This is a genomic window from Blautia sp. NSJ-175 (assembly GCF_022867815.1).
Taxonomy (GTDB): domain Bacteria; phylum Bacillota; class Clostridia; order Lachnospirales; family Lachnospiraceae; genus Blautia; species Blautia celeris.
On sequence record NZ_JALIFQ010000001.1, the window covers coordinates 362,600 to 385,775 of the forward strand.

Annotated in this window: 20 protein-coding genes; 18 read left to right on the forward strand and 2 right to left on the reverse strand. The window is 47.6% G+C overall.

The window, feature by feature from the left end:
- Positions 1-2 precede the first annotated feature (2 nt).
- The 16 genes from MUB35_RS01705 (at position 3) to MUB35_RS01780 (ending at position 19,127) form a co-directional block, all read left to right on the forward strand.
- A complete protein-coding gene (locus tag MUB35_RS01705) occupies positions 3-893 on the forward strand; it encodes an ABC transporter ATP-binding protein (RefSeq protein WP_118743393.1) in 891 nt (296 codons plus the stop codon).
- Positions 894-2,141: an ABC transporter permease gene (locus tag MUB35_RS01710; RefSeq protein WP_118743394.1), complete on the forward strand. Its 1,248-nt coding sequence runs from the start codon at positions 894-896 to the stop codon at positions 2,139-2,141.
- Positions 2,142-2,318: 177 nt separating this feature from the next.
- A complete protein-coding gene (locus MUB35_RS01715) occupies positions 2,319-3,701 on the forward strand; it encodes an extracellular solute-binding protein (protein ID WP_103731841.1) in 1,383 nt (460 codons plus the stop codon).
- Between the two features lie 125 nt (positions 3,702-3,826).
- Positions 3,827-5,191 carry an extracellular solute-binding protein gene (locus MUB35_RS01720; protein ID WP_033139105.1) on the forward strand — a complete coding sequence of 455 codons (1,365 nt, stop codon included), beginning with the start codon at positions 3,827-3,829 and terminating at the stop codon, positions 5,189-5,191.
- 185 nt (positions 5,192-5,376) lie between these two features.
- A complete protein-coding gene (locus MUB35_RS01725; protein WP_033139104.1) occupies positions 5,377-6,279 on the forward strand; it encodes a carbohydrate ABC transporter permease in 903 nt (300 codons plus the stop codon).
- Between the two features lie 4 nt (positions 6,280-6,283).
- Positions 6,284-7,132, forward strand: a complete 849-nt coding sequence (locus MUB35_RS01730) for a carbohydrate ABC transporter permease (protein WP_033139103.1) — start codon at positions 6,284-6,286, stop codon at positions 7,130-7,132.
- A gap of 170 nt (positions 7,133-7,302) precedes the next feature.
- Positions 7,303-9,093, forward strand: coding sequence for a sensor histidine kinase (locus tag MUB35_RS01735; protein WP_054350665.1), 1,791 nt, complete (start codon positions 7,303-7,305; stop codon positions 9,091-9,093).
- Positions 9,086-10,651, forward strand: a complete 1,566-nt coding sequence (locus MUB35_RS01740; protein WP_033139101.1) for a response regulator transcription factor — start codon at positions 9,086-9,088, stop codon at positions 10,649-10,651. Before MUB35_RS01735 ends, MUB35_RS01740 begins: the two co-directional genes overlap by 8 nt.
- Positions 10,652-10,996: 345 nt before the next feature.
- Complete coding sequence (locus MUB35_RS01745) at positions 10,997-13,117, forward strand: glycoside hydrolase family 3 C-terminal domain-containing protein (RefSeq protein ID WP_244805692.1); 2,121 nt, start codon at positions 10,997-10,999, stop codon at positions 13,115-13,117.
- A gap of 16 nt (positions 13,118-13,133) precedes the next feature.
- On the forward strand, positions 13,134-14,180 hold the full coding sequence (locus MUB35_RS01750; RefSeq protein WP_103731843.1) for a DUF4340 domain-containing protein: 1,047 nt from the start codon (positions 13,134-13,136) through the stop codon (positions 14,178-14,180).
- Between the two features lie 208 nt (positions 14,181-14,388).
- Positions 14,389-14,934: an RNA 2'-phosphotransferase gene (locus tag MUB35_RS01755; protein ID WP_054350670.1), complete on the forward strand. Its 546-nt coding sequence runs from the start codon at positions 14,389-14,391 to the stop codon at positions 14,932-14,934.
- Positions 14,935-15,053: 119 nt separating this feature from the next.
- Positions 15,054-16,622: a protein kinase domain-containing protein gene (locus tag MUB35_RS01760; RefSeq protein WP_118593868.1), complete on the forward strand. Its 1,569-nt coding sequence runs from the start codon at positions 15,054-15,056 to the stop codon at positions 16,620-16,622.
- Between the two features lie 34 nt (positions 16,623-16,656).
- The gene (locus tag MUB35_RS01765) at positions 16,657-16,803 is read left to right on the forward strand and encodes a hypothetical protein (protein ID WP_158587252.1); all 147 of its coding nucleotides are present in this window, start codon (positions 16,657-16,659) and stop codon (positions 16,801-16,803) included.
- Positions 16,800-17,357 (forward strand): hypothetical protein, encoded by a 558-nt coding sequence (locus MUB35_RS01770; protein WP_033139097.1) that lies wholly within the window; start codon positions 16,800-16,802, stop codon positions 17,355-17,357. Before MUB35_RS01765 ends, MUB35_RS01770 begins: the two co-directional genes overlap by 4 nt.
- 17 nt (positions 17,358-17,374) lie before the next feature.
- Positions 17,375-18,022, forward strand: a complete 648-nt coding sequence (locus tag MUB35_RS01775; protein ID WP_103732955.1) for a response regulator transcription factor — start codon at positions 17,375-17,377, stop codon at positions 18,020-18,022.
- 1 nt (position 18,023) lies between these two features.
- Positions 18,024-19,127 (forward strand): sensor histidine kinase, encoded by a 1,104-nt coding sequence (locus tag MUB35_RS01780; protein WP_158587251.1) that lies wholly within the window; start codon positions 18,024-18,026, stop codon positions 19,125-19,127.
- A 74-nt stretch (positions 19,128-19,201) separates the two neighbouring features.
- On the opposite strand, the gene gloA2 is transcribed toward MUB35_RS01780, so the two are convergent.
- Positions 19,202-19,582, reverse strand: coding sequence for an SMU1112c/YaeR family gloxylase I-like metalloprotein (gloA2, locus tag MUB35_RS01785; protein WP_033139094.1), 381 nt, complete (start codon positions 19,580-19,582; stop codon positions 19,202-19,204).
- Between the two features lie 218 nt (positions 19,583-19,800).
- On the opposite strand from gloA2, the gene MUB35_RS01790 reads away from it, so the two are divergent.
- Together MUB35_RS01790 and MUB35_RS01795 are read left to right on the forward strand one after the other, a co-directional pair.
- Positions 19,801-20,442: a putative ABC transporter permease gene (locus MUB35_RS01790; protein ID WP_081960097.1), complete on the forward strand. Its 642-nt coding sequence runs from the start codon at positions 19,801-19,803 to the stop codon at positions 20,440-20,442.
- A gap of 247 nt (positions 20,443-20,689) precedes the next feature.
- A complete protein-coding gene (locus MUB35_RS01795) occupies positions 20,690-21,343 on the forward strand; it encodes a CatA-like O-acetyltransferase (RefSeq protein ID WP_033139093.1) in 654 nt (217 codons plus the stop codon).
- An 84-nt stretch (positions 21,344-21,427) separates the two neighbouring features.
- On the opposite strand, the gene MUB35_RS01800 is transcribed toward MUB35_RS01795, so the two are convergent.
- The gene (locus MUB35_RS01800; RefSeq protein WP_103733029.1) at positions 21,428-23,002 is read right to left on the reverse strand and encodes a glycoside hydrolase family 43 protein; all 1,575 of its coding nucleotides are present in this window, start codon (positions 23,000-23,002) and stop codon (positions 21,428-21,430) included.
- Between the last annotated feature and the right edge of the window lie 174 nt (positions 23,003-23,176).

Consider the following 23,176-nt stretch of genomic DNA (forward strand, 5'->3'; position numbering starts at 1 on the left):
AAATGGAGCTTATAATAGACGATTTATCAAAAAAATTTAAAGACAAGGAAGCCGTCAGCCATGTGAGCCTGAAACTGACACCGGGGGTCTGGGGACTTCTGGGAGCCAACGGTGCCGGCAAGACCACTCTTATGCGAATGCTGGGCGGAACACTGAAACCTACGGGAGGCAGGGTTCTGTACGACGGCATCTCTATCCAGGTACTGGGGGAGAAGTACAGGGATATCTTTGGATATCTGCCTCAGGAGTTTGGATTTTATCCTGAATTTACGGTCCGGGATTACCTGGAATATATGGCAGTGCTGAAAGGCCTGCCGAAAAGGAGAAGTAAGGAGAAGATAGAAGAACTTCTGGAGAGAATGACCCTTTCGGATGTGAGAAAGAAAAAGATTGCGAAGCTCTCAGGCGGAATGAAGCGCAGGGTGGGAATCGCCCAGGCCCTTCTCAATGAGCCGGAGGTGCTGATTCTGGATGAGCCTACCAGCGGTCTTGACCCGGGGGAGCGCGTCAGATTCCGTAATCTGCTCTCAGAGTTTGCATCACACGACAGGATCGTGCTCATATCCACCCATATTGTCTCAGATGTGGAGTACATTGCAACCTGCAATGCGGTGATGAAGGGCGGTAAGATCCAGGCTGTGGGGACAACGGAAGAGCTGGTCACCCTGGTGAATGGGAAAGTCTGGAGCGGTACGATTCCTGCCGGGCAGCTTGCTGAGTATGAGAACAGACTGCAGATCGTGAACCTGAGAAATGAGGCGGACGGCCGCATCTCTGTGCGGTATCTCGCCGAGAAACCCGGGATCGAGGATTCTGTACCTGCTGTGCCGAGACTGGAAGACCTTTATCTCTGGATGTTCCCGGAGAGCCGGTTTGATAAGGAGGCGGATTAAATGAGACTTTTAAAACTGGAATTTAAGAGAATCCTGAAAACAAGATCTACCTGGGTTTTTCTGGGGGCAGCACTGTTTTTATCTGTTCTCATGGCCTGTATTCCCAGGACATTTGTACAATATTCCTACATGGATGACAGCGGTAAACAGATCACCATAAGCGGCAGTAAGGCCATGGAGATCATAAATGAGAAACAGGCGCCCTATGCCGGAGAGGTGACACCGGATAAAGTGCAGACCGCTTTGGAGACATATCAGGCATGCATCGCGGAATACGGGCCGACCAACAGCGAGGATTTCCCTCTGAATGTATATAATGAAAAGATTCTGCCTATTCAGCCTTATATCCACCTTTTACGTGAAGTGTATGCGGACAGCAGAACAGGTACTGCGGCTGACCTCATGAAGCTTGGTCCTGAAGATGCCGGCCGTATCTATGAACAGTGCAGAGAGCATCTGGACAGCCTCATGAAAATGGAGCAGAAGGACTACCCGGATGCGCAGAATAAAGCGGCTGCTTACTTTGCAAAAGTGGAGCAGCCATATGAGTATTATCCCGGCTATAATAAGGACGCAACCGATTATCTGGTCCTTTATCTGCTTCTTCTGGAGTTCATCTGCGTGCTTCTGGCTGCTCCGGTCTTTTCCTCTGACTACCAGACAAAGGCGGATGATATTCAGCGCTGTACCAGGCATGGAAGAATCAGGCTGGCGGCTGTCAGGACAGCAGTTATGCTGATTCTGGCCTCTGTTATAGTGGCAGCGGGTTCCGGCATTTTTCTGCTTCTGACAAGGGCTTTGTTCGGGGAAGAGTGTATGGGAAGTTCCATGCAGATGCTCTATTCGGCAGTGAGCTTATCTGATCTGGATTTGTGGCACCTGCTTTTAGCCGGGGCGGGTACCGGGTTTCTGACCATAACCGCTGCGGTTCTGTGTACACTTATGATATCGTCCCGATGCAGAAGTGTCACTGTGACAGCGATTTTTGGCATGGTGCTGTGTCTGCTGCCTGTCATCATCGGACAGGTGGGCAGCGGGAATCTTGCCGGCTGGATTCGCTGTATCCTGCCGACAGGAGGGCTGGGGCTTGGAAACTGCTTCCTGTACGAACTGTTTGATTTTAAATTCCTTCATCTGGGAGGACGATCCTTTTGGGTGCCCCATGCGATGCTTGCGGCGCTGGCCGTGGAGATTCCTCTCTTTTGGGGACTGACGGTTTGTTTCTATAATAGACATATGGCAAAATAACAGATTGCGGAGAGTGTATGAATCAGGCGCTCTCTGCAGTTGTCTTATAGGTAAAATGCACAAGAAGTAAGAAAATTATAGAAGGAGAACACTTTTTTTTATAGGTATTTCCCACAGAGAATGCTACTATTAATCCATAATCTTAGTTCATATTAAATAACATAAGGAGGAAAGAATATGAAAAAAAGAATGATGAAACTGGCGGCAATCTCTATGTCTGTGCTTATGGCGGCTTCCCTTGGTGCGTGCGGCTCCGGCGGCGGGGATGACAAAAGCAGCGGAAGTGATGACAGCAAAAAAGAAGAGAGCACAGCATCCGCAGATGAGAGCAAAGGCGGGGATAAGGAAATTGTAATGTGGGCCAACGGTACAGAGGACCCTGACAAAAGTATCTGGAATTATGCCATTGACAAGTATAATGAAGGTAAGGGAAAAGAGACCGGCTATCAGGTAAGCTATGTTCCCACACAGAATGATACTTACAAAGAGAAGCTGGTGGTTGCTGTCAGCTCAGGGGAATGCCCGGATATCTATCAGACCTGGTCCGGAGGTCCTATGATCGAATACGTGGAGGCAGGATTCGGCCAGCCTCTTGACGAATATATTGATAAGTACAATCTGAAGGATGTGCTCATGGACGCGGCCCTGGAACAGGGTACCTACAACGGCAAGGTGTACGGCCTTCCCGTGCTGAATGTGGCAATCTCAGGTATTTACTATAACAAAGAGATGTTTGAACAGTATAATCTGGAAGTTCCCACGACCATAAGCGATCTGGAGAAAGTCTGCGATACATTAGTGGAGAACGGCATCACTCCGTTTGCGCTTGCCAATGCCTCCAAATGGACAGGTTCCATGTATTTCATGAACCTGGCTACCCGTTACGGCGGACTGGAGCCTTTCCAGAAGGCAGTTTCCGGGGAGGGTACTTTTGAGGATGAGAGCTTTGTCTATGCCGGAGAAAAGATTCAGGAATGGGTGAAAAAGGGCTATTTCCCGGAGGGCGTGAACTCTCTGAGTGAGGATGACGGACAGGGCAAACAGCTTCTGTACCAGGATAAGGCAGCCATGACCTGTATCGGCTCCTGGTATACAGGCACGATCAAACAGGACAGTGAAGAATTCTACAACAAATTAGGCTGGTTCCCATTCCCGGCAGTTGACGGTTCCTCCGCAGATGCTTCCATTATCATCGGAACCATCGGTGACGGATTCCTGACCTTCAATTGTACAGGCGAAAAGCTGGATGCTGCATTTGAGATGGCAAGCTACTATTTCGATGATGAAGAGCTGGATTTCATGGTAGAAAACGGCAAGATTCCTCCTGTTAAAAAAGCAAAAGAGATGATCACTGATCCGGTAAGCCAGCAGATTCTGGAAGCTGCAACGAATGCGTCCTCTGTACAGCTCTGGTACGATCAGTATCTGCCGCCGGTAGTATCTGAGGCACATAAAGATACCTGCCAGGAATTATTTGGCCTTACCATGACACCGGAGGAGGCAAATAAAGAACTGCAGAAGGCAATGGATGAATACAACAGCAGCCACAATGAAGAATGATCATTTTATCTCCAGGTAAGAAAATTATATCATGTGGACACTTTATTTTATGGTTATCAGACAGAAAAAAATATATGATATCAGGGATAAAGTAAAAGCATGTATATAATTTCAGGAGGAAAAGTATGAAAAAAAGGATGGCAAAACTGGTCGCTCTTTCCATGACAGCTCTCATGGCAGCGTCACTGGCCGCATGTGGCGGTGACAGCGGAAACGCAAGTTCAAGTGAAACCTCAGGAGAAGACAAATCAGCAAAAAAAGAAGCCGGTGATGATGGAAGCAAGGAAATTGTTTACTGGAACATCGGTACAGAAAGCCCGGACAAGGATGTTATTGCAAAGGCTGTTGACAAATTCAATTCCGAGACAGAATCAGGCTATACCGTTACGGTTGTGCCTACACAGAATGATACGTACAAAGAGAAACTGGTAGTTGCCATGAGTTCAGGCGAATGCCCGGATATGTATTCCAACTGGTCCGGCGGTCCTATGTACGAGTACATAGATTCCGGATTCGGCCAGCCCATTGATGATCTGTTCAATGCGTCTGAGATCAAGGACAAACTTATGGATGCAGCCGTTGCACAGGCTACATACAACGACCATGTATATGCGGTTCCTTATCAGAACGTTTCTCTTGCAGGTATATTCTACAACAAGGAAATGTTTGAGAAATACGGTCTCTCAGAGCCGAAGACACTTGCGGATCTGGAGAATATCTGTAAGACATTAAAGGACAACGGCATTACACCATTTGCCCTGGCAAACGGTTCCAAATGGACAGGTTCCATGTATTTCATGAGCCTTGCGGCACGCTACGGCGGACTGGAGCCATTCCAGAAAGCAGTTGCAGGCGAAGGCAAATTTACAGATGACTGCTTCATCAAAGCCGGTGAAAAAATCCAGGAATGGGTGAATGCAGGTTACTTCCCGGAGGGTGTAAACTCTCTGAGTGAGGATGACGGACAGGCAAAACAGCTCATGTATCAGGAGTCAGCAGGTATGCTTCTGTGTGGATCCTGGTATACAGGTACTTTCTCCTCTGACAGTGAAGAATTTTATCAGAAGATAGACTGGTTCCCATTCCCGGCTATCGAAGGTTCTGACGCAGATGCTTCTATCCAGATCGGTACCGTAGGTGACCAGTTCATCACATTCAACTGTGAAGGCGACAAGCTGGCAGCAGCGTTTGAGTGTGCAGAGGCACATCTCTCTGATGAAGTTATAGATTTTGAGATTGAAAAAGGCAAGATTCCGCCAGTCAAGGGAATCGAAGAGAAGATCACAGACCCGGTTGCCAAGAAGATCGTGGAGACCGCCAACAGTGCTCCGGAAATCCAGCTTTGGTATGACCAGTATCTGCCGCCGGCAGTTGCAACTGCTCACCTTGACGGATTACAGGAAGTGTTCGGTCTGACCATGACTCCTCAGGAGGCACAGGATTCCATGCAGGCAGCAATGGATGACTATTTAAGCACAAAGGCCGAGTAAGGATCACAGATGAAAATACGCTCTGTCCCCTGGGACAGGGCGTTTTTTTCTATATTTTTCTGCGCTTTAAAAGACAAATATTTATAGATAATGCGTAGATTGTTCTATGTCCTTTCAGAAGTCTGTTTGTTAGTATATATAATAAGAAAAGAAAGGATTCAGAAACAAAAAGGAGGGCTTCTATTATGAAGGAAAATGGTATTTCTCTTGCCCAGATGAGGCAGAGGAACACACGGAAAGTTGCGGCGCTTTTCCTGGCACCGGTCACTGTTTTAATGGTGATATTTATTTTCTATCCCATTGTGGATACATTTATCACAAGCGGCTATCAGTGGAACGGAATTTCCGCAGCTAAGAAATTTATCGGAATCGGCAACTGGAAAAAACTGATTGCTGACACCAATTTTTGGATCGCGTTTAAGAACAATGTTCTCATTATGATTCTGTCTATCTGTATTCAGATTCCCATCGGTCTTGCACTGGCAACATTCCTGGATTTCGGAGGAAAGAAACTGACACCTTTTAAGGTGGTCTGGTTTATTCCCCTGCTGATGTCATCTGTTGCGATTGGCTTCCTTTTTACATATGCGCTGGCAACAAACGGCGGCCTGGTCAGCACCATCTCAGGCTGGTTCGGAGGCGGCAACATCGACCTTCTGGGTAATCCGAAAACTGCCCTATTGACGGTTATCATGGTTATCTGCTGGCAGTTCACCCCGTTCTACATGGTGTACTTCATGGCGGCATTTACCAATATTCCTTACGATGTATTTGAAGCGGCGAGGATAGACGGTGCCACCAGAGGCCAGTATTTCTGGAGAATAGCACTTCCCCTTCTGGTTCCTTCCATGAAAAGCGCGGCAATCCTCTCCATGGTTGGTTCTCTGAAATACTTTGACTTGATCTATGTTATGACCGGCGGCGGTCCCGGAACATCTACGGAATTGATGGCAACCTACATGTACAAACAGTCCTTTAAGACATTCAACATGGGATATGGTTCTGCAGTGGCCGGCGGTATGTTTATCCTCATCAGTATGGTATCCCTGATCACCATGAAGCTGTTAAATGGAAAGAAGGAGGACTGAAATAATGGATAATTATAAGAAGAGTAAAGCAAAAAGCATCACAGCCTGGACCGTTGCCTTTATCCTGGCAATCTTCTGGCTGGTAGTATCCTTTATGCCTTTCGTATTTATGGTTCTGAACTCCTTTAAAGAGAAGTTTGAGATGCTGACAAAAGGCGTGTTCCAGCTTCCGGACAGTCTGAACTGGAACAACTACACAGAAGTGTTAAAAGGCGGATTCGGCACTTACTTCAAGAACAGTGTGATCGTTCTTGGCATCTCCCTGATACTTCTGCTGTTTATCGCTGCCTGCGCGTCTTATCCGCTGGCAAGATTTAAGTTTAAACTGGCGAACCCCATCTATGCGCTGATCGTGGCATGTATGTCCATACCGGTTCATATCACCTTGATCCCGGTGTTCAAGATGGCAAAAAGCACAGGTCTGTATGACAGTATCTGGGCATTGATTGGTCCTTATATTGCCTTTGCGGTACCGATTTCCGTGTTCATTCTGACCAGCTTCATGAAAGAGATTCCGCGGGAGATTGAAGAGTCTGCCGAGATAGATGGCTGCGGCAAGATTCAGATGTTTTTCTCCATGATCCTTCCTCTGGCAAAACCCGGCCTGGCCACACTGGCGATCTACAACGGTGTAAATATGTGGAATGAGTTCTCCTTTGCCTACACACTGACACAGTCATCCGCAAACCGTACCCTGCCTCTGGCAATCTGGGAATTCCAGGGCCAGTATTCCATGAATACGCCCATGATCATGGCAGTCCTGACGCTGACACTTCTTCCCATGATCATTATGTTCATTATCTTCCAGGATAAACTGGTAAAAGGTATGACAGCCGGAGCCGTAAAAGGCTGAGTTTGCGTCACCGTACAGCTTGTCTGAACAGTAACGGGGTTACTGTGATTTTAGAGCTGCTGCCGGATTTATATCCAGGCGGCAGCTTTTTCCAACTGATAAAAATTGCCGCACTGCTGCATGGCATGGTATGATAGAGAGCAGAAAACAGAAGAAGGGCGGGAACATTTATGAGAAAGTGGATGGAGAAAGTAAGCCGATGGAAGTTTGACAAAAAAATGCAGCTCCTTGTGACAGTGTCCATTATAGCCACCACCCTTATTGTGCTGGTGGTATCCACCATATCCTCTGTCACATCCATGAAGCAGCAGTCCATAGAGCTTCTGCAGGCACAGAACAGCACAACTGCGGAAAACTTTAAAAGCTCCCTGGACAATTACAAAACCCTTGCCATTGCTACGGTCATGGATACTTCCATACAACAGTACCTGAAGGCAGTCAATTATAACAAAGAGGCAGGCGGGCTGAAGAGCAGTGCCTTCAACATTCTGGCAAGCATATCCAACATGCATTCGGATATGAATTTCATCGCTGTTGTGGGAAAATCCCCGGATGACTACATATACAAGGGGCAGATCGCCATCTCAGCCGCACAGTTCTCCCAGGTATATACTTTTGATGCCCAGCAGTGCAAGACCGTGCAGGACAGCTCCATTAAGATGTGTTTTAACAATGCGTATTTCAACGGCAGCAAATACACCCTGAACATCTATTTCCCCATCTACGACACCAACCGTGTACTGGGGGAACTGGGGCTTCTCTGCATGAACTTTACGGACCCGAGCCTGCTGCAGATCCTGGAATACGACAGCTCCAATAAGCTGGAATCCATGGTAGTTGACACAGACGGCATGATGATTTCTGCCAGGGATAAGGATAAGATCGGAACCAATGTGGACTTTATTCCCAAGATGAAAGAAAAATCAGGCACCTTCAGCATGGGCGGCAGGCTGTACATTTACCAGAAGGTTTCTGACTGGCGGTTCTATGTGGTGAGCAGTGTGCCTATGATGGAGCTTTACAAATCCAGCATCCGGACGATCTTCCTCATGGCATTTATCCTGCTGTTTCTGCTCACCATCAGCCTTCTGGTGGTCAAGCGCATCATCAGCAAAGTCTACCGCCCTCTGGACAAGGTGGTGCGGAAGATGGATGATGTGGCTTCAGGTTCCCTGAAAACCCGCATCAACGTGGAACACATGGGAGAGGATTTCACAAAACTGGCAGTCGGTTTCAACTCCATGATGGAGGAGATCCTGGTGCTCATGGAGCAGGTGAAAATGGAACAGCATCAGATTGAGCAGATCCGTTTCAATGCCCTGCAGTCCCAGATACAGCCCCATTTTCTGTATAATACCCTGGAGTGTATCCACTGGCAGGCCATGGTGGACGGCAACGGGGAGATATCCACGCTTGTGAAGGCACTGGCCAAGTATTACCGCATCTGCCTCAGCGGCGGCCATGATGTGATTCCGCTGAAAATGGAGCTGGAACATGTGCGGAATTATCTGATCATCCAGAATATGCGGTACGATGACATTATCGGAAGTGAGTTTGACGTGGAGGAGGCAGCATCAGATGTAATGATTCCGAAGCTGACCCTGCAGCCCTTGGTGGAGAATTCCATCTACCACGGAATCAAGGTGAAGGAGGGTAAGACGGGAAGTCTGTTCCTGAAGGTGAGAAAGCGCAGCAGTGATGTTCTGATCACTCTGGCAGATACGGGAACCGGTATGAGCCAGCAGCAGATTGATGAGATGAACCAGCATCTCTCAGAGTACGACGATTCTTTTGGCTACGGTGTGAGGAATGTAAATAAGAGAATAGAGCTTCTCTACGGTGAGGAGTTCGGGCTTTATTACCTGAGAAATGAATCAGGCGGCGTAACCGTGGAGATACGCCTGCCTTACGTGACACAAGTGGAAGACGGTATCATACGGGGAGAGATGATTCATGTATAAAATATTGATTGTAGATGACGAGAAAATGATCCGCCTGGGCATGAAAAAAGTTCTGCCCTGGGAGAGTCTTGGAATCAGTGAAGTTTACGACGCGGCTTCAGGCAGGGAGGCGCTTGGGATCATCCGGGAGAAAAAGCCGGAGATCATGATCTCTGATATTCAGATGACAGAGATGACAGGCCTTGAACTCATTGAGGCGGCCCGGAAGATTGTGCCGGAACTCAGAGTCATTGTGCTGACCGGATACGATAATTTTGAGTATGCAAGGCAGAGCCTCCGTCTGCAGGTGCAGGACTTTTTTCTGAAGCCCATCGAGGAGGAGGAGCTTGCCCGGGCTGTGAGCAAGCAGGTGAATTACCTGGAGGAGCTGAAAGCGGAGGAAAAGAATCTGAGGCTTCTCCAGAGGACCCAGGGAACCGCGGAACAGACAGAGCTGGAGCATTATATGAGAAATCTGGTGCACAAGCGGGAGGACAAGGGACAGCTTTTGAGCAATCTGAAGGAGTATTACCACTTTGATATAGAGCGTGACTTAAAGCTCATGCTGATCGTGCCCACCCTGTACATGAACCAGCAGCCCACAGAGGAGAATTTTCAGGCCATGTCCGTGAAGAATGTGTGTATGAGCATGGTGGACGCCCAGGAGAGGGGGATCACCTTCTCCGATGATGACGGAACCATTGCCATTACCTGGTTCGAGGCAGAGACCGGGGATGTGGTGCTGGATGCCATTGAGGAGCTGTCTGATATTCTGAAAGATGAATTTGACGCAAAGCCCAAGATGGTGGTGGGAAGTACCGTGCACGGATTTTCCAATCTGTTTATCTCCTACAATGATGCCCGTTACCTGCTGGACAATGAAAAAGAGGGAATACGCGATATTGTACAGACCTTTGGTGCCCAGAACAAGGCGGATATTTTCCGCGACATCTATGCGGAGTTAAAGGGCATCATGTGTGCCAATGTGGGGAATACAGACTATGTCATGAAGGCGTTCAATACATTTTCAAAAGCTACGCAGTCCTATAATCTGTCCCCGGCCATGGTGCGCAGAAACTGCTTTGAGATCGCTTCAGCTCTCTATTTTTCCTATCTGGGAGATTCCGGGGAGGTGGAGTCCGGACGTCTTGATTCCCTTTCCAAAAGTCTGATCTGTGCGGACAGGGAGGAAGCGTGTGATGTAACACGCATGTTTATCTCTCAGCTTTTGGGCAGCGAGGAGGAGAATGTCCACGAGATCATTACAAAGGCGAAGCATTACATCGACGAACATCTGACGGAGGAGCTGTCTGTATCCAATATTGCGGCAAGCCTGTACATTACGCCAAACTACTTTTCCAGGCTTTTCAAGCGCGTGACAAAGGAAGGGTGCAACGAGTACATTGTGAGAAAGCGCATTGAGAAGGCGAAATCCCTGCTGGAGACCACCAGCATGAAGACCGGTAAGATCGCCATGATGGTGGGATATCGGGACACCAATTATTTCTCGCTGGCATTTAAGAAACATACAGGGAAATCCCCCACAAAATACAGGGAGGAGATACAGCATTCCGTATAAACAGCATTCCGGCATGCGGCTGTCACGGGATTTCCCTGTAATTGCATGGCACACCCCGCGGGACAGCAGAAAGCGGAATCGCAGCGTGACATTTACAAAAGGAAGAATTTTATAGAAGGAAGTAACTTTTTTTTATTACGGTTGGAATGCAGGTATGGTACACTATGCTTAAAGGTATAAGTACCATACCTTTTTGCTGTGGATCCGCAGGTAAAAACGCAAAAATTGAGGAGGAAACAGCAAGGAAATACATGCGCATCAGGCAGGTATGGTGTAAGATAAAAGCAGAAAACGGGAAACTGTGAAAACAGTTCCGGAAAATAGAAAATAAAAGGAGAAAAACGGATGAGAGACCACAAAAAAGAGAGGGCGGCAGCCAGAGAAAAAGCAAAAGAGCTGGTATCCAAAATGACACTGATGGAAAAGGCATCCCAGTTAAAATACGATGCATCTCCGGTAGAACGCCTGGATGTGCCGACTTATAATTACTGGAATGAAGCCCTGCACGGCGTGGCAAGGGCCGGTGTGGCTACCATGTTCCCCCAGGCTATCGGTATGGCTGCGGCTTTCGACGATGAGGAAATGAAAAAGGTGGGCGATATCATAGCCACAGAAGGCCGCGCAAAGTACAATGAGTATTCCAAACATGGAGACAGGGATATTTACAAAGGACTGACTTTCTGGTCTCCCAATGTGAATATTTTCCGTGACCCCCGCTGGGGAAGAGGCCATGAGACTTACGGTGAGGACCCGTATCTGACCTCCAGACTCGGTGTGAAATTCGTGGAGGGCATACAGGGTGACGGGGAAGTGATGAAAGCAGCGGCCTGCGCCAAACACTATGCTGTGCACAGCGGCCCGGAATCTATCCGTCACGAGTTCGACGCTGAGGTGACCATGAAGGATATGTGGGAGACATATCTGCCGGCTTTTGAGGCTTTGGTCACAGAGGCTGATGTGGAATCCGTCATGGGTGCCTACAACAGAACAAACGGAGAGCCATGCTGCGGCCATACCTATCTGATGGAGGAGGTCCTCAGAGGAAAATGGAACTTTGAAGGGCATTTTACCTCTGACTGCTGGGCAATCAAGGATTTCCATGAAAACCACAGGGTTACGAAAAATGCCAGGGAGTCCGCTGCCCTTGCCCTGAAAAAGGGATGTGACGTAAACTGCGGCAATACTTATCTGCACCTGCTGGGAGCCATTGAGGACGGCCTGATCACAGAGGAAGACATTACACTGGCGGCTGAGAGGCTGTTCACCACCCGTTTCCTGCTGGGCCTTTTTGACGGAAGCGAGTACGACAGCATTCCATACGAAGTGGTTGAGTGCAGGGAGCATGTGGAGAAAGCCCTGGATATGGCCAGAAAAGGCTGTGTCCTTTTAAAGAACGACGGTGTTCTGCCGCTTGACAAATCCAAATTGAAGACCATCGGTGTCATCGGACCCAACGCAGACAGCCGTGCTGCCCTGATCGGAAACTACCACGGAACCTCTTCCAGATATATTACGGTTCTGGAAGGCATCCAGGATGAGGTGGGAGAGGATGTGCGTGTGCTCTATTCCGAGGGCTGCCATCTGTATAAAGATAAAGTGGAAAGTCTGGCCTGGAACCAGGACAGAATCTCCGAAGCTGTCATCACGGCAGAGCACAGCGATGTGGTAGTTCTCTGCGTGGGCCTTGACGAGACGCTGGAAGGCGAAGAGGGAGATACGGGAAATAGTGACGCATCCGGTGATAAACACGACCTTCATCTGCCAAAAGCACAGGAAGAGCTCATTGAGAAGGTAGCTGCTGTGGGCAAACCCACCGTTGTGGTCCTCATGGCAGGCAGTGCCATTGACATGAACTATGCAGATGAAAACTGCAATGGAATCCTGCTCGCATGGTATCCGGGAGCAAGGGGAGGAAAAGCAGTGGCAGACCTGCTGTTCGGAAAGGTTTCACCTTCAGGAAAGCTTCCCATCACATTCTACAGGGATTTGGAGGGAATGCCTGCGTTTACAGATTACAGCATGAAGAACCGTACATACCGTTATATGGAAAAAGAGGCACTCTATCCCTTCGGCTACGGACTGACATACGGTGACGTGAAGGTCACAGATGCAGAGCTTACAGGCAAAGCAGATGCCCAGTCAGATTTGGAAGTGAAGGTCACAGTCAAAAATGAGGGCAGCGCAGCCACAGAGGATGTGGTAGAAATCTACATCAAGGACATGGAATCATCTCTGGCAGTGCGTAACTACAGCCTGTGTGCATTCAAACGTGTCTTCCTGGAAGCAGGGGAGAGTAAAACCATAACTATGACAGTCTCAAACGCAGCAATGTGTGTGGTGGACGAGGCAGGTGAGCGCCATATTGACAGCAGACATTTCAAACTGTTTGCAGGAACCTCCCAGCCGGATAGCAGAAGTGAGAAGCTGACAGGTGCAAAACCGGTGGAGCTGGATGTGATCTTATAAGACAGGAGAGATGAATATGAGGAAAATTTTACGGAAACTGATGCTTTTGGGTATTGTCACGTCCCTGACGGCCGGGGGGCTCTCCGGCTGCGGCCAGGAGACGAAAGCGGAGGCCGAATCCCAAGAAAAGATGGAAAAAGCAGAGACGGAAAAGGGAAAAAGTGAAGCAGAACCGGCGGAAGATAAACCGACAGCAGCAGTGACGGAACATCCTCAGTTCATCCCGGACGGTGTCCGCAGGCTTGTGCTGACAGAGGACGGCAGCGAGATCTTCGACCTGTCCAAAGAGCCTGCTGACTACAAGATGGATTTTGATTATTGGGAGATCTTAAACCCCTATGATGAGATCGTTACAGTCAATACAGAGACCATGTATACGCTGTTTGATATGCTGAAAGAAATGGATCTCACCACTCCGGCGGCAGTGGAGGACGGTGTTGATACAGGAGTGGCGGACACCACCACCACAATGACCATTGATTTTGTAAACACCCAGGATGCGGATACCGCAAAACAGACAAAGTATGCGGACAGTACGGCAACTCTTTTGATCGGCAGCGCCGACGGGCAGGGCAGCCGTTACGTGGCAGTCAAGGGATATGAGGATGCTGTGTACAAAATTCCCTCCGCTTTGCTGGACGCTGTTTACGGGCTGAATCCCTTTGACTATATTCTGAAAATCCCTGCTCTTATCAACATTGATACGGTTAAGAGCGTGGAGATCCAATCCGGTGGGAAGACATACACCATGGAGCCGGATGAGGACCGGTATAAAATGAATGGAAAGAAGGCGGAAAAAGAGGATTTCACCGCTGTCTACCAGGCGCTTTTAAATGTAATGCTGGATTCTGAGATAGAGGAAGGCAGCCTTCCGGAAGGTGACAGGGAGGAGAAACTGCGCGTTGTCTATAAGAGAAACACGGACGATGCCCCTGAGGTAGAGCTGGTATATTATCCTTATGACGATACCTATGACAGTGTTTCCATAAACGGCAGGGAGCGTTTCCTGGTGAAAGCAGCGGATGTGGATGCATTGACAGAACAGATACAGAAGGCATTTTAACAGAGAGGAAGGATCATACTGCAGACAGATGCGGTGTGGTCCTTTTTTGGTTACTGTTCACACACCCTTGTCCCGCGAAGCGTGTTACTGGGCACGCAGTGAACAGTAACCTTTTTGAACGGTCAAAGAAAAATAAACTTCGGATTTAAATTCTGTATAATAAAAGTAATCAGTATTTTCTAATATTAACAGGAGGGAGAAGGAGAATATGACGAAAGAACAGATGAGCCGGAAGCTATCCTATCTGCTTCGGCATGATGAACAGATGATCAATGAGTATGGATGGGCTGACGTATCAGAGATTATCAGGAAAATGCAGGAAGATGTTCCTGCGTTTGACCAAACGCTTCTTTCGGAGATTATAGCGGAAGACAAAAAAAAGAGATACAGTTACGGGGCCGATAAACGGACTATACGGGCAAATCAAGGGCATTCCGTGCCAGTGAAAGTGGAAATGAGGGAAGCCGCTCCGCCGGACTTTCTTTACCATGGAACCGCGCAGGGATTTCTGCCTCGGATTTTTACGGAAGGACTCACACCGCAGAAGCGCAACTTTGTACATTTATCAAAAGATATAAAAACTGCCGGGAGTGTAGGTGCACGTCATAAAAAAGAAGGGGATACAGTGATACTTCGGGTAGAAACAGGAAGTATGTACCGGGACGGGTTTAAATTCTGGATTTCTGAAAATGAAATCTGGCAGGTAAAACACGTGCCTCGTGAATATCTTTCCGTGGCATCCTGGCTTCTTTGACAAAGTATTTTCCTGTAATAACCCTGCAGCATGGGAAACTAAAAAATCCTGCTAAAAGTTAAATTTTTATTGTATAATAAATCTGACATACTCTAGACTTAAAAAAGAGGTGAACCGGAATGTGGGAAGAAAATATCTGCAGCAGTGAAACGGGTGAATTAAAACCCGGGACTATTTTAAATTTCAAATATATCATTAAAAAAACCATAGGCAGCGGAGGCTTTGGCATCACATACCAGGGGTGGGATACCATTCTCAACATGCCGGTGGCTGTAAAAGAATATAGATGTCAGATGTATACTTCAGAAAAAGAAAAACAAAATTTTTGGAATGAAGCCAGAACCATGGCTAAATTTTCAGGCAACGAAGGCATCGTAAATGTAAGGGATTTTTTTGAAGAAAATAAGACGGTGTATATCGTTATGGAATATCTGGAGGGTATTACCCTGAATCAATACATTGAAGCAAACGGAAAGCTGTCCCCATATGAAACATTTACCTATATGAAACCGGTTATGGAGGTATTGAGCAAAATACATAAAGAAGGATTCATACACCGGGATATCAGCCCTGACAATATTATGATGGTGAAAGAGGGGAAAATAAAGCTGCTGGATTTTGGAGCAGCGAGAGATGTCAAAAATACTGACGGGACGATTACCGTTATCTTAAAACAAGGATATGCGCCCGAAGAACAATATTGCAGGGAAAATAACCAGGGACCATGGACAGATGTCTATGCCGTCTGCGCCACTATATATAAATGCATAACAGGAAAAACGCCGGATATCAGTCTGCACCGCCTGAGCGTTGACAACCTCAAAAAGCCATCGGAAATGGGAATCCCCGTTTCGCAGGAGTTTGAGCAGGTATTGACGGCCGGACTGGAGGTGCACAGACAAAACCGTATTCAATCTATTGACGAACTCATAAGAAGAATGGAGTTTGCATTAGAATGGGGGAATGACGGATACCGGAGAACAGATAGCAGACATATAGTAAAAGAAGCTTTATTTCTCCGGGGCAGAAGTAAAGGAGTGACACCTCTGATTGGGAGAGATGAAGTGCTGCCGGCAGTGAAGAGGAAAGTTTTTACCACTACCGCCGATAATCAGAATTTTCTGGAATTCTGTGTGGTAAAAGAGACCGCTCCTTTTGCGTCGGAGTATCTTATGGTCAGAAAATTTCGAGTGTATGGAATAAGACCAAAGAAACGGGAAGTTCCCAGAATAGAAGTGACATTTTATATAGATGAGCAAAAACATCTCGAAGTAAAAGCCATGGATCTGGAAACCAACAGGCGTCTGTATATTCAGGATTTATTCCGCCGTGACAGGCCTCAAAATACAGGAAAGCATGCAAGCCGTACATTGTCCCTGGAGACAAGCGGTGGAATGGCTACACCTGTTATCAGAAAAGGAGAAGTGCTGCCTGCCGTTAAAAAGCAGATTTTTTCCACTGCAGTGGATAATCAAACAGCAGTTGATTTATGTATTTACCTGGGGGAAGGGGCTTATGTAAAAGAGAATGAACTTGCCGGACAATTCAGGCTGGATAAGATTTCGCCGGCAAAGGCAGGGGAGCCACAGATAGAGGTTCTGTTTGAAATGGACAGGGATGAAAAAATAAAAGTAAGCGCCAAAAACCTGGATAGCGGAGAGATGCAGAGTATAACTATAATAAAGTAATCAGCATTTTATAATATTGATGTGGGATACGGTGATGATTCGGACAGAAACAGAAAGATTTAACAAAAAATTTTCCTGTAATAACTCTGCAACATGGGGAGCTTATGCTGTAGCTGTAAAAGAGAAACGGCTGGCAGCTATTTGTGCCGGCAGCTTTCAGGAAGAGGAGGAACAGTTATGATGCGGAAAAAGTTAAAACAGCATAAGGCAGCAGCAGTGGCTGCTGCAGTTACTCTGTGTATCACCGCGGCAGCGGGAACCATGGCGGTTTACGGACAGAACGCAGCGGAGAAGCAGGTGAAGGAGGCAGCAGAGGAGAAGCTGTCCCGGGATGAGACGGTGTCCTACATGCCCTGGGATGAAGACACACTGTACAAAGAGGTGGTGGAAAATCAGGATATTGTAAAGCAGGTATGCGAAAAATACGGCCTGGATTACGACAGCGCTGCCATGAAAGATGTGACCCGGGAGATGAGAAATTATGAGGAGGCACTCTGGCTCCTTGACGAGATGGGGGATAAACCGCTTCTGTCTGCAAAGGGAGAGGGAATGGATTCTCTGGAAACGTATATCTGTGATATTTACGCCTTTGAAGGCGGTAAGCAGGTGATTGAGTCCTATTGCCGGGAACACGGAGTGGACGCGGGCAGTGCCAGCATAAAGGATTTGACAGCGGAGGATCTGACAGCTATAGGAGAGAATGCCTATCAAACCTCAGACCATCCGAAAAACTGACAGAAAGGCAGATACAAATGGCAGATATTTTGATAGTGGAAGATGAGCCGTCCATAAATGAATTGATGAAGAGAACCCTCACCATGACAGGTCACAGATGCTGTCAGGCATATACCGGCCGGGAGGCCCTGAGAGCGGCAAAGCAGGAAAGGCCCGACATCGTCCTTCTGGACATTAACCTTCCGGATATGGACGGATTTCAGGTGATGGCACAGATCGGTACGATACCGGTCATCTACGTGACAGCCAGGGATGAAGTGACTGACCGGGTAAGAGGCCTGAACAGCGGGGCAGAGGATTATATTGTGAAGCCCTTTGCCATGGAGGAGCTGGTTGCCAGGGTTCAGGTGGTGCTCAGAAGATTTCACAGGGAAGAGAAGATATTTGTCATTGACGACGTGAGAGTGGATGTGGAGAGACACCGGGTCACCAGAGCAGGGGAGGACGTGGAGCTTACCAACCGGGAGTTTGAGCTTCTGCGTGTGCTGCTGGTCAACCGGAATATAGCCCTTTCCAGAACCCAGCTTCTGGACCTGGCCTGGGGGATGGACTTCTTCGGGGATGACAGGACTGTGGATGTCCATATTCAGAGAATACGGAAGAAGCTGGGCCTGGAGAATTATATCAGAACCGTTTTCAAATACGGATACAGACTGGAGATATAGTATGCAGCTTTGGAAGAAAAATTATCTGGCAGCGTATATTCTGTTTCTGGTGATTCTCAACCTGTCTCTGCTTCTCTTGTCCACCATGGGATTTAAGAACGACCTGGAAACCCGTATGGATGAAGTGATAAAGAGGCAGCAGCAGTTAGCCTATACGGTGGAAGGCCTAAACGGCACAGAGGACGGGGAAGACAAGCTGCGTTATCTGGGACAGGGATATTACAGGAGCAGAATTTTCATCAATGTGAGCCATGGCGGCAAAACCATTGTGAATCACCTTCCGACAGGAGTGGGGATTTCCGGAAACGCGGATATCGTGAAGTATAAAGGGGAACGTTATGCTGCCGTTATCGGCCGGGCGGGGAACGGGGACGAGATATGCGAAGTGGTGTATATGGAGAATATCCAGGATCTGTACCGGGCACAGAACAGAAGACTTTTCTCCTTCTTGGCTACGGGCCTGCTCCTGGAGGCTGTGATCGGCACCATGCTTTATATGACCATGAAGAAGATATACATGCCGGTCAATAACATTGCCCATGAGCTGCGGAATCCTCTGACGGTACTGCAGGGATACGGCCAGTATATCCAGATGGGAAATATTACGGAGGAGGACCGTTTCTTCGCAGGGGAACAGATTGTAAAGGAAGCCGGGAGCCTGAGGGAGACTGTGGACAGGCTGCTGGTCATGGGAAATCTGAGAGAAGGAAATGTGAAATACCAGCGGTTAGATGTGCAGGAACTGTTTGCGGAGATGAAAAAATTATATCCCGGCATTCATGTGGAAAATCATATGGATGCCATAGAGGGAGATTTGTCTCTGGTCAGGTGCCTGTTTAAGAACCTGCTTGGCAATGCGGTGAAGGCAGGAAGCCATGTGACAGTGACAGCCTCTGACAACTGCGTGAGCATTTGGAATGACGGGAAATACATAGAGAAACAGAAACTGAACTATCTGAACCGGAACCATGAATTTCCCAGGGCGAAAGCAGAGCGGAACGGCTACGGGATTGGCCTCTGCTATGAGATCGTAAAGCTTCACGGATGGAAAATGGACTATGCGTCCTCTGAGGAGAAGGGTACAACCGTTAAAATAAGAATATGACAGGGTATTTTCATAAAAGGAACCGATCCGGCGTCTGTACAGGGCCGGATAGGTTCCTTTTTGTATGGTATAAACTATTCGTGCAGTTCCAGCGGAAGGCCGTCCGGGTCGAAGAAGAAGGTCATTTTCTTTCCGGTAAAATCATCGGTGCGTACAGGCTCCGTCTCGATTCCTTTTGCGCTCAGCCACGCAACAGCCTCTTCCATATTTTCAACTGTAAAGGCCAGATGGCGGAGTCCGCAGGCTTCCGGGCGGTTTACACGGGCCGGCGGGTTCTTTACTCCGAATATCTCCAGCTCACAGTCACCCAGCCGCAGGTCCAGCTTCCAGTCATCCCGCTCAGCCCGGTAATTTTCGCGGATGATCTCAAATCCCAATTGGTTTACATAAAAATCCTTGGATTTTTCATAGTCAGATACAATAACGGCTACGTGATGTATTTTATTAAGCTTCATGCAAAGGCTCCTCCTCAATGTTAAAGTGAAATACAGTCCGGTCCGGACTGATTTTCGCCGGACCTGATGCTGGAATTATACCATAGATGCAGAAACATTTGGAATTTTTAAATAATATCTTTATAATTTCTTTCGGAATTTTACAATTGCTTCTTATTTTTTCGTTGGTAAGATAAAGCCATAATAAAGAAGAGGAAAGAAAGAAGGAGGGGAAAGATATGGCTAGAGACATGGTGGTAAGGATTTCAGAAGGTGTGAGAAGACAGTTTGCGCAGGAAAGATACCTGGAAGCAGAATATGACAGGGCCTATTCCCTGACCAGTTTGATCTTATTTTTCTTTTCTGCATCAACCGTCGGATGGCTTTGGGAAGTATTTCTTCATATTTTTATGGACGGAGCACTCATCAACAGAGGTACCACATGGGGACCGTGGCTTCCCATTTACGGTGTGGGCGGTGTGATGACACTGGTTCTGCTCAGAAAGTTTGCCGACAAGCCGGCTCATGTGTTTGCATTTGCATATCTGGGAAGCGGTATCCTGGAATATACGACAGGCTGGGCACTGGAACAGTTCAGAGGTGTAAAATACTGGGATTACAGCGAAAGCCTGTTTAACATAAACGGCCGTGTATGTCTGGAAGTTCTGGCACTGTTTGCTGTGGGCGCATGCTTTATCCTTTACATAGCGGCACCTGCCATGGATAACCTGTACAGAAAAATCCCGCAGACAGCGAAAGTGGTTTTGTGTGTTGTATTGATCACTTTGTTTGCAGCGGATCTTGTTTTCTCTGCTTTATATCCTAAGATGGGGCCTGGTATTACCATGGATGTTTCGGAAACTACAAAATGGATATTTTAACGCCGGGGGCGTAGACTAATAGATTTGACAAAAGGAGAGGGCTTTCACCCTTGCGAAAATTCGGCATAGTTGGATAAATTCCGGCTGTGCCGATTTTTCTGTATATGTCCTGTCATGCCGTGTGTTGTGTGATTGTAAGTGCAATTAAAATCGTTTATAGTATGATACATAGGATGCGCAGCTTGCGGCGAAAACAGTCTGGATGAGCTGCGCTGTACAAATAAGTGCGGACTGTAAGGAGGAAATTATGTTTCATACGATCGATTACGAAAAGTGGGAGAGAAAAGAAATATTCGAACGTTTTGCAGGATATACCTATAATCTCACCGCAGAAGTTGATGTTACACAGTTTTTGGAAAGGATTCATGGAAATGGATATAAATTTTACCCGTCTGTCTGCTGGTGTATTGCCGATACGGTAAACAGTGATAGGGATTTCCGCTATGCAAAAGTGGACGGAGCCATAGGATATTATGAGAAGCTGAACCCCTGCTATACACTTATGCGGAAAGGGGAAGGGAATCTGTTCACTCATATGGTCACAGATTTCAGCAAAGATTTTGACTGCTTCTATAAGACTTTTCTGGAAGATAAGGAGAAAGCGGAAAACGGCAGCTCTCTGTATTATTACGGAAACCCTGTTCCGGGGTGTGTGGACATTACCATCCTGCCGAACACTGCATACCAGTCCATATGTTACGTGCGTCCGGCTTCTTTTGTAAATCCGGAATCGGGCAGCGAGAGCTACATACCCTTCATCACTGTGGGAAAATACCGGGAGATTGATGGAAGAATGAAAATGGCGGTGACAGGAAACTTTAACCATGCGGCAAATGACGGATATCATGCGGAAAAATTCTTCCGCCTGCTTCAGGAGAAGCTGGATGCATTTTCCGCATAATGACAGGAAAGGACTGTAAAAATAAAGAAATCAGGCCGGGGTGCAGATCAATGCGCCCCGGCCTGTGTCTTTGATAATATAAAACTATTCTCCCTGATACTGGAACCAGTCAAAGTCAGCGCAGCCGCTGCCTGCCTGGTGGTTGGAGCTGGCATACATTCCTATGTAGACGCCGGTAAAGCCGTTGTTTATAACAGAGCTTAGAAGTGAGGCATCCACACCGGACAGGAAAGGTATCATCTCAGATTCCCTGTATCCATAGTAAAAATCATAGTCCGTGGTATTCCCCTGAACACTTAAATAAAGGCGTCTGCAGTCCTTTATCTCTGTTTCCTTTACCAGAGTGCGGCATCCGTTCTCTGTTTTGTAGAACTGCAGGTAAGGTGTGCTGCCCTTTTTCCTCATGACCATCAGATAATGGAAGCGGTCATCTTGTACCAGCGCGATTCCGGCCTCCTCATAGTCTGCGGCCGGACAGAATTCCATGGCCGTTTTAGCCAGAAAACTCTTATGGCGCTGTCTGCGGCCCACGAAAGAAGGGGTACAAATCTCCTCCATGACCTGCGGCCTTGTCATAAGGCGCAGATATCCGGGACGCTCCGTGAGGGAATAGAAAGGCTCAACCGGCGGATGAATGGTGTTCCACTGCATCTGAAGCGTGTCATCCTCAAAGTTGTCCCATTCCGGCATGAGCGGATATATGGTGCGGGGCAGGTTCGGAAGGCGTTCTTCCTCCTGTACAAGCCCGGTCTCATTGTCGATCATCGGCCAGCCGTCCTCTGCCCATACAAATGGTACCATGAAGGTCTCACGGCCCAGGTTGTAGTGTCCCCCTTTATAAGGGCGCACTGCCAGCAGTACCATCCACCATTCTCCGTTCTGTGTCTCCACAATATCGGCGTGTCCGGTAACTGAAATGGGATTGAGAAGAGGCATATGCCTGTGCGTCACAATGGGATTTCTGGGGCATATCTCGTAATCCCCGTCAATGGTACGGCAGCGGGCCATCTGTACACTGTGGGTGACAAAGGTACCGCCCTCTGCCACTAACAGATAGTAATAACCGTCCTTTTTGTAAATGTGGGGTGCTTCGATCCACTTACTTCTTGTCTTCTTTCCGTCCCAGATGACAGTTCTGGGGCCTTTGAACTGCAGTGTTTCAGGGTCCAGCTCATTTAAGTAAATGCCATGGTGTCCTTCGTAGAGCTTCTCCTCACTGATAAAGTTACCCACGTACCATACAGAACCGTCGTCATCGAAAAACAGACTGGAGTCAATGCCGTCAGCGCCCTCCACAACTACAGGGTCACTCCACGGGCCGGCAGGATTTTTGGCTGTAATGATATAATTATCGCGTTTTGCTTCACGTCCTTCGGATACGAACGTATTAATAATATAAAAGGTCCCTTCATGGTAACGGATGCTGGGTGCCCACAGCCCCTCGCTGGTTTCGCAGTTTTTGTAGTTAAGCTGTCCGGGTCTGTGGATGCCGTGGCCAATCTGCTCCCAGTGAACCAGATCTCTGCTGTGGAACACGGGCAGTCCGGGATAATATACAAAAGATGAGGTTACCATGTAATAGTCATCTCCCACACGGCAGATAGATGGGTCCGGATAAAAACCGGGAAGAAGCGGATTGTGAAAAGTGTCTTTTGTCATATCATATTCTCCTTTACAAAATTTCTCCATTTTCTCCATTATAGGCAGAGGATCCGTATTGGTAAATAGAAAAAAACGCCTTTTCCCTGGAAAAAAACATGATAAAAACATTTTTACAAAACCTGCTCCGTATAGTATAATGGGCAATGCAATGAAAAGCACAACACAATACAT

Coding starts and splice junctions, on each gene's coding strand:
- MUB35_RS01705 (WP_118743393.1), top strand. CDS start 3: ATGGAGCTTATAATAGACGATTTATCAAAAAAATTTAAAGACAAGGAA.
- MUB35_RS01710 (WP_118743394.1), top strand. CDS start 894: ATGAGACTTTTAAAACTGGAATTTAAGAGAATCCTGAAAACAAGATCT.
- MUB35_RS01715 (WP_103731841.1), top strand. CDS start 2,319: ATGAAAAAAAGAATGATGAAACTGGCGGCAATCTCTATGTCTGTGCTT.
- MUB35_RS01720 (WP_033139105.1), top strand. CDS start 3,827: ATGAAAAAAAGGATGGCAAAACTGGTCGCTCTTTCCATGACAGCTCTC.
- MUB35_RS01725 (WP_033139104.1), top strand. CDS start 5,377: ATGAAGGAAAATGGTATTTCTCTTGCCCAGATGAGGCAGAGGAACACA.
- MUB35_RS01730 (WP_033139103.1), top strand. CDS start 6,284: ATGGATAATTATAAGAAGAGTAAAGCAAAAAGCATCACAGCCTGGACC.
- MUB35_RS01735 (WP_054350665.1), top strand. CDS start 7,303: ATGAGAAAGTGGATGGAGAAAGTAAGCCGATGGAAGTTTGACAAAAAA.
- MUB35_RS01740 (WP_033139101.1), top strand. CDS start 9,086: ATGTATAAAATATTGATTGTAGATGACGAGAAAATGATCCGCCTGGGC.
- MUB35_RS01745 (WP_244805692.1), top strand. CDS start 10,997: ATGAGAGACCACAAAAAAGAGAGGGCGGCAGCCAGAGAAAAAGCAAAA.
- MUB35_RS01750 (WP_103731843.1), top strand. CDS start 13,134: ATGAGGAAAATTTTACGGAAACTGATGCTTTTGGGTATTGTCACGTCC.
- MUB35_RS01755 (WP_054350670.1), top strand. CDS start 14,389: ATGACGAAAGAACAGATGAGCCGGAAGCTATCCTATCTGCTTCGGCAT.
- MUB35_RS01760 (WP_118593868.1), top strand. CDS start 15,054: ATGTGGGAAGAAAATATCTGCAGCAGTGAAACGGGTGAATTAAAACCC.
- MUB35_RS01765 (WP_158587252.1), top strand. CDS start 16,657: ATGATTCGGACAGAAACAGAAAGATTTAACAAAAAATTTTCCTGTAAT.
- MUB35_RS01770 (WP_033139097.1), top strand. CDS start 16,800: ATGATGCGGAAAAAGTTAAAACAGCATAAGGCAGCAGCAGTGGCTGCT.
- MUB35_RS01775 (WP_103732955.1), top strand. CDS start 17,375: ATGGCAGATATTTTGATAGTGGAAGATGAGCCGTCCATAAATGAATTG.
- MUB35_RS01780 (WP_158587251.1), top strand. CDS start 18,024: ATGCAGCTTTGGAAGAAAAATTATCTGGCAGCGTATATTCTGTTTCTG.
- gloA2 (WP_033139094.1), bottom strand. CDS start 19,582: ATGAAGCTTAATAAAATACATCACGTAGCCGTTATTGTATCTGACTAT.
- MUB35_RS01790 (WP_081960097.1), top strand. CDS start 19,801: ATGGCTAGAGACATGGTGGTAAGGATTTCAGAAGGTGTGAGAAGACAG.
- MUB35_RS01795 (WP_033139093.1), top strand. CDS start 20,690: ATGTTTCATACGATCGATTACGAAAAGTGGGAGAGAAAAGAAATATTC.
- MUB35_RS01800 (WP_103733029.1), bottom strand. CDS start 23,002: ATGACAAAAGACACTTTTCACAATCCGCTTCTTCCCGGTTTTTATCCG.